Here is a 5253-nt window from a genome sequence, read left to right as displayed (position 1 = left end):
GAAATACAAAACATACGAGTGTTTTCTTAATTTCAGCATAGCATCGTTCTGGTTACATTAAAAAATACAGCAAAGCGATCGTATATGAAGTAGTTCAGAGCTGTAATAGATTTTCTAATGCATAATGCGGGTTAACATACATAATCACTATGTTTTTATTCCTGTCTCAGGATCGTTCTACCAAAACGATTCTGGGACTTTTTATTGTTACCAAGTATATTTAAAGATAATCGTGTTTTTGCGTATCAGGATACCAATATAAATCTAAACTTAACTCTAAATTTCCTTTTTCGTACGCATCAATATAAAATTCTACAGCACGAGCCGTACCAAAATTAACCACTCGCCCTGTTGCTTTTTCTACTAAAAAAGGTCCCGTTATAACATGGTATTTAAAATCTCCTGTTTCAAAATATTTTTTATTTTCAGAATAATAAATATTACCGTATGACTTCTTTATAGTTAATTGATCAATAACTATAATTTCAACAGTATCATTGCTTATGAATGACATATATTTTTTTGCAACTTCTAGCATTTCTTGTTCTGTTAGCATAGTCTTTATTTATGACTATATTTTTGAGTATCAGGATACCAATAACGATCTAAAGTTGGTACTAATGTTCCTTTTTCATACGCATCAATATAAAATTCAAAAGAACGTGCTGTTCCAAAACCAACCACTCTACCTGTTGCTTTTTCTACTAAAAAAGGACCTGTAGGAACATGATATTGAAAATTACCTGTTTCTATATACTTTTTACTATCATAATAATAAATATTTCCATAAGGTTTTGTAATGGTAAGTCCTTGTGTAACTTTAAGTTCAATATCTTTATCACTACTAAATGACATATATTTTTTTGCTATGATAAGCATTTCTTGATTTGTTAACATAGTCTTTATTTATGACTGTATTTTTTAGTATTAGGATACCAATAAAGATCTAAACTTGGTATCATAGTTCCTTTTTCATATTCATCTATACAAAATTCTAAAGGGTGTGCTGTCCCAAAATTAACAACTCTACCTGTTGATTTCTCTACTAGAAAAGGTCCTGTTACAACATGATGTTGAAAATCCCCTGTTTCAATATATATTTTATCATTGTAATAGTAGATATTTCCGTAAGGCTTTTCTATGACACGTCCTTGATATAGAATTAATTCAGTATCTTCATCACTACTAAATACCATATATTTTTCTGCTATAATTAGCATTTCTTGTTTTGTGAGCATAATTATTATTTATTTGTTTGCATGTACTTAAACTTTATATATCCTTTTCCTTTTAAAACTGCCATGAGTCCACTTTGACCATCTCGAAATAACACCTGACCATTTACTTTTATGACATTAAAAACATGACCATCGGAATACCATTCTCGCACACCATTTATTATTATTTCACCTTCTTCCCTGACTCCGTACATTATACCTCGATCTCCATCTTTCATTATTCTGACATCCTTCAGAGTCTCTGGTCTGTATTGAAAAAAAGTTCCTCCATATTCTTTTTCCAAAAGTCGTATCTTTAATCTTTTTACACGTTTAGCTTTAGTTATTTCACCAGTTCTAAGAAATTTTTCAACTACTTCAACAACGCTAACGCAATTTTTCTTTCCTATTTGAACTACGACTTTTTCTGTTTTTCCATTAACAACTTTTTCAACTACTTCATGATTAAAATGTGGTAGAGCATCGTCTAGATACTGTAAGGCATTTTCTCCTGTTATTTTTAGACTATCTAATCTAGCTCTGCTAGCTATAAAAGCATCTACATCCCTTATAACTCTTAAATTTTCGGCAGATCCTGCAAGTTCTACTATATCATCTAAGTGCTTTTTAAGCTTATCGCCTCTTAGTTTCCGCAAAGCTGTGCGCAGTTGCAATGCGACTATTTTCACTTTTCCACTCGCAATAACTATACCTTTATAAATAGCCGCAATAGTATTCTTAGCACCTTTTACAAAGATAACACCAAGATTTTGTAATTTGGAAATATTTGTTAGTCCAAATATCTTTTTCCCTTTTGGAACTATTTGTAATCCTGTTTTATTAAAGTTAGGGATTTCTAAATTATGGATTGCTTTTAAAGTTAGCTCTTTTACTTTCTTGTAGGCCTCTTTTTTTAAAAATATTTTCCCTGTACCTTGTAATATATTTGCTCCAGAATGTACAATTTTTGGAGCATTGGTAGTAACTACTTTTATGGCAACAGGACTAAAAGTAACCAAACCTAATGTGTTATATATTTCATTCCAAAGTCTTAAAAAATTTTGCGCTTCTTGACCTACATAATCACTTTTTTTAAGTTCTTTTCCTTGGACAAAAATATCTCCAGTAGCCAAGCCCATATCGGTTATAGCAGCATATAACATCATAGAGCTAGTTCCAGAATAAATGGTAGCAGCACTACCTACAATCATTAATATATTAAACCCAAACCGAATTACTTTACCTATTCTTTCCCACTTTTTTATATAAGAAACATGTCTTATAAATATGGCAGGAACATTCATAGTAACAGCCTCTCCTTTATCATTATATTGCGTAAATTTTATAACATCTAGAGGATTGTAATTACCTATTTCATTGAAGCCATTACTAAATTCTATATCTACAACAGATCGTGACTTACTAAAACGATTACTAGGTAATAATGTATATCCTAGTTTTTCCTCACTTTTCCAACTATTTTCAAGATGAATTTTACCATCTTCAAGACCTGCATTTAATGTATATGTTACCGTGTGTTTCCATTCTTCCTTTGCTTGTGGTCGCACGTCATGAATCCCTTGATAAAAATGTGCTCCAGAAGATTCAAAAACACACAACTTAGCGTTTCCTTCAAACAATTGTACATATGAGTTTAACATTGTCGCAAACACATCTCTATTGGTAGGTTCAAAACTACTAGATCCGGGAAAGGTTTTTGAAAAATCATACCATCCAAAAAAAGCTTCAATATCACTTTGATCATCTAAGTTTTCATACACTTGCAGTACAAGTTTTTGATCCTCCATGAATTTTTCCATACAATATTTTGGTGTTATAAGCGTCATAATATATACGACATAATAACTAGCATCGGAAGTACCTTTATCATAATCGGCAAACATTTTAAAATGTCTCCAAAGTGTTGTATCAAATATTTTATATGGTTTTGTTTCCTTCTCTACTTCAGCATGATACCCAAGCCTTATATAACTTGGCAGTTTATCATATAAAAATATTAATTCTTTAATAGCTTCTTTTTCGTTGAGTTGGTATAAGAACTTCTTCCATATAACTTTTCGTATTTTTTTAGCTTCATATTTTCCATATACTTTTTCCAAAAAGAAAAGCAATAACTCTGCGTCACCAGTTCTCAATACTATGGCGCTTCTACTATGATTTTTTTTATCTAAATCTTCAAAATATATATAATAAGTATAAGTAACTGATTTGTTATTTATATCTATATTAACTTCAAAGCTATTTTTTTGTGTACTATTGTTGAGATAACATTTTGTAGTATTTAATATTAAACTAGACGCTAAATTTTTATAATTGAATTTCTCAATCTCCCGTTCAAGTTGCTCTTTTGTAAATGGTGTTTTAAGAAGCTTATCTCTTTTTTGAATAACCCTAATACCATCTTTTACTATTTCTCTATTATTAAAATCTCTTACTTTAGAACTTTTAAAGCCTTTCTTATCTTTAATATATTTATTAGCATCAAATTTATTTCTCTTAAAGTAAAAAGAAGAACTCAAATCTTCTATTAGTTTTTTTTCATCAATATTAGTTGAAATAAAGTTTTCTTGATATTCACAATCGCCTATTGTATTTGGGAAAGTTCTAAAAGGAGGAAATTCATCATTATCCATGGCCTCTAGCTTTTTTCTTAACCAAAAATCAGGAGCTTCATGAAATTTAAAATTTGACATATTTTCTATTTTTTTGATACATTAATGAATTGGTATACCTATCCTATTTCCGAATAAGAAATACTTATTCAGATCAGTAACAAGCATGGTTTTTAGTTATAAGAGGTCGTTATGCTTTTTAAATTATAGACATAAAAGTTAGTATATATCTCAAATATTGTGTAAGCGTCGTAAAAAACATATAAGCGTTGAATTTTAGTTAAAATTCATGTAGTTTTTCTATAATATGAAAACTAATATTGCATATACCCTCTTAAACATCCAACTTTAATTAATACAAAAAAAGTGGTTTTTTATCATAAAACACATGTCATTCTAACATTGCTCCAGTAGTTGCAGCAACTATTTTCTTTAATAATTTCTGTCATAAAAAATAAGATCAAATTAGGTTTTTCACTAGTACGCAAAATAACTGCGTACTACTTTCTAACATTTGTACCATCAAATACAAACAAGCAGATAAGGTGTTTTTGGTTGCATAGTAGACTTCCACTCTATAGGAGCGAGTTCGATCCTCGCTATCTGCTCAAAATTTATTAAAAACAAAAATTACACAAATTTCATTAAAATGTCACGCCTATTAAAAAAACTCCTATTGTTTTTCTCTTCTTTTTTACGAAAAGAAAAGTCCAAAACCAACTCACTAAAAATTAGTGATGCTATCATTTTGACTGTAATGGAGAAACTTTCTGACTTTGAAGACAAACAAGGATTTTTAAAGCCAATAACATTACACAAATTGGCAAAAAAGCTAAAAACAAATCCAAAATATTTATCAAGAATTATAAACGATCAATATCAAAAAAACTTTAGTTCGTATATCAATGATTTACGAATTAACCATGTTTTAAAAGAACTAAACACAGATAATTCCTTAAAAGCATGCACCGTAAAAGCTTTGGCAAAAAAACTAGGTTTCGGAAATACAGAATCATTTGCAAAAGCGTTTAAAAAACACACAGGTGTAAATCCTTCAAACTATTTAAACAGTTTATTACACAAATAAAAATCCTGGACTCATGTTAGGAATGTCGGGTACAGGAATGTTTTACTTACGTTTGGCGGATATGATGATTCCTTTGGTATTGGTTTCTTAGAAAATTCAATTCCTACAAACAAAACTTCATAACAAGGGTTTTTTTCCCTTTTATTTTTAAGGTATTCCCTAGTGAATACATTTTTTGAAGCATGTACTTTTATTCGCTGAAAGTTTAAGTAAAATTTATGTGTATTTCTGAATAGAGGTTGTAGTCATTCATAGATAGTTAGATGCATAAATTCAACGAACTTCCGAAAATCCCAAGTGTATTCTTGGGATTTTT

The 5253-nt window shown here is 29.7% G+C and carries 5 protein-coding genes and 1 tRNA gene; 2 read left to right on the top strand and 4 right to left on the bottom strand.

Translation table 11 applies throughout. The features are described 5' to 3' along the window. Positions 1-220: 220 nt before the first annotated feature. From AB8B65_RS02635 to AB8B65_RS02620, 4 genes are read right to left on the bottom strand one after another with little or no spacing between them, the layout of a single operon-like run. A complete protein-coding gene (locus tag AB8B65_RS02635; RefSeq protein ID WP_405299282.1) occupies positions 221-556 on the bottom strand; it encodes a hypothetical protein in 336 nt (111 codons plus the stop codon). 5 nt (positions 557-561) lie between these two features. Continuing rightward, entirely contained in the window at positions 562-897 is a 336-nt protein-coding gene (locus AB8B65_RS02630; RefSeq protein WP_405299281.1) for a hypothetical protein, read from the bottom strand. Positions 898-902: 5 nt separating this feature from the next. Beyond that, on the bottom strand, positions 903-1238 hold the full coding sequence (locus AB8B65_RS02625) for a YrhB domain-containing protein (RefSeq protein ID WP_405299279.1): 336 nt from the start codon (positions 1236-1238) through the stop codon (positions 903-905). Positions 1239-1243: 5 nt separating this feature from the next. After that, positions 1244-3931 carry a hypothetical protein gene (locus AB8B65_RS02620; protein ID WP_405299278.1) on the bottom strand — a complete coding sequence of 896 codons (2688 nt, stop codon included), beginning with the start codon at positions 3929-3931 and terminating at the stop codon, positions 1244-1246. A 455-nt stretch (positions 3932-4386) separates the two neighbouring features. Between AB8B65_RS02620 and AB8B65_RS02615 the strand changes: the two genes are divergently transcribed. Both AB8B65_RS02615 and AB8B65_RS02610 read left to right on the top strand, forming a co-directional pair. Next, a tRNA-Gly gene (locus tag AB8B65_RS02615) sits at positions 4387-4458 on the top strand. Positions 4459-4499: 41 nt separating this feature from the next. After that, complete coding sequence (locus AB8B65_RS02610; protein WP_405299276.1) at positions 4500-4937, top strand: helix-turn-helix domain-containing protein; 438 nt, start codon at positions 4500-4502, stop codon at positions 4935-4937. The last annotated feature ends 316 nt before the right edge of the window (positions 4938-5253 follow it).

It is taken from the genome of Kordia sp. (genome assembly GCF_045105435.1).
Lineage (GTDB): Bacteria > Bacteroidota > Bacteroidia > Flavobacteriales > Flavobacteriaceae > Kordia.
Note: the sequence above shows the minus strand (reverse complement) of the source record. Positions and strands in the feature narration are given on the sequence as shown.

Bases quoted from the DNA above. Each gene is read 5' to 3' on its own strand.
- AB8B65_RS02635 (WP_405299282.1), bottom strand. From the start codon at position 556: ATGCTAACAGAACAAGAAATGCTAGAAGTTGCAAAAAAATATATGTCA.
- AB8B65_RS02610 (WP_405299276.1), top strand. From the start codon at position 4,500: ATGTCACGCCTATTAAAAAAACTCCTATTGTTTTTCTCTTCTTTTTTA.
- AB8B65_RS02620 (WP_405299278.1), bottom strand. From the start codon at position 3,931: ATGTCAAATTTTAAATTTCATGAAGCTCCTGATTTTTGGTTAAGAAAA.
- AB8B65_RS02630 (WP_405299281.1), bottom strand. From the start codon at position 897: ATGTTAACAAATCAAGAAATGCTTATCATAGCAAAAAAATATATGTCA.
- AB8B65_RS02625 (WP_405299279.1), bottom strand. From the start codon at position 1,238: ATGCTCACAAAACAAGAAATGCTAATTATAGCAGAAAAATATATGGTA.